The sequence below is a fragment of the Corynebacterium sp. CCUG 65737 genome, assembly GCF_024454115.1.
Taxonomy (GTDB): Bacteria; Actinomycetota; Actinomycetes; order Mycobacteriales; family Mycobacteriaceae; genus Corynebacterium; species Corynebacterium genitalium.
In genome coordinates, this window is sequence record NZ_JAGPZB010000040.1 from 1 (window position 1) to 639 (window position 639).

The 639-nt window shown below is 59.0% G+C and carries 1 protein-coding gene; it reads left to right on the forward strand.

Annotation, left to right across the window (positions count from 1 at the left end):
* Positions 1-639 (forward strand): integrase core domain-containing protein (locus KBX17_RS11440; RefSeq protein WP_256019922.1); only part of this gene is annotated, 639 nt, incomplete at both ends.

The window sequence follows — 639 nt, forward strand, 5'->3', positions numbered from 1 at the left end:
CTTCCTCATCGACGGCAGGCGCGTAGAAGTCCTCGACTTCATCGACGACCACTCCCGCTACCTGCTATCGATCACCGCCCGGCCAGCATTTACAGGGCCAGCTGTCGCAGCAGAACTACAGCGCCTCATCGACACCTACGGCCCACCGGCATCCACACTCACTGACAACGGGCTGGTGTTCACCGCCCGACTAGCCGGACGCAAAGGCGGCAGAAACGCATTCGAGAAAACACTTAACGACAACCGTATCCAGCAGAAAAACGGCCGGCCAGGCCACCCACAAACCCAAGGCAAAATCGAACGCTTCCACCAAACACTCAAACGCTGGATCAACGCACAACCACCAGCAGAAACCATCCCCCAACTACAACGGCAGCTCAACGAATTCACCGCCTACTACAACACCGAACGCCCCCACCGATCACTCGGACGCCGTACCCCACACCAGGCCTACACAACAGGACCTAAAGCTGAACCAACCTTCACCCCGAAAGAAGAATGGCGCACCCGCAACGACGTCGTCGCCGCCAGCGGCAAAGTCACCATCCGCTACGCCGGCAGGCTCTACAGCCTAGGAATCGGCCGAGCCCACAGCGGCGAAGAAGTCCTGATGATCATCACCGACAACCACATCACGAC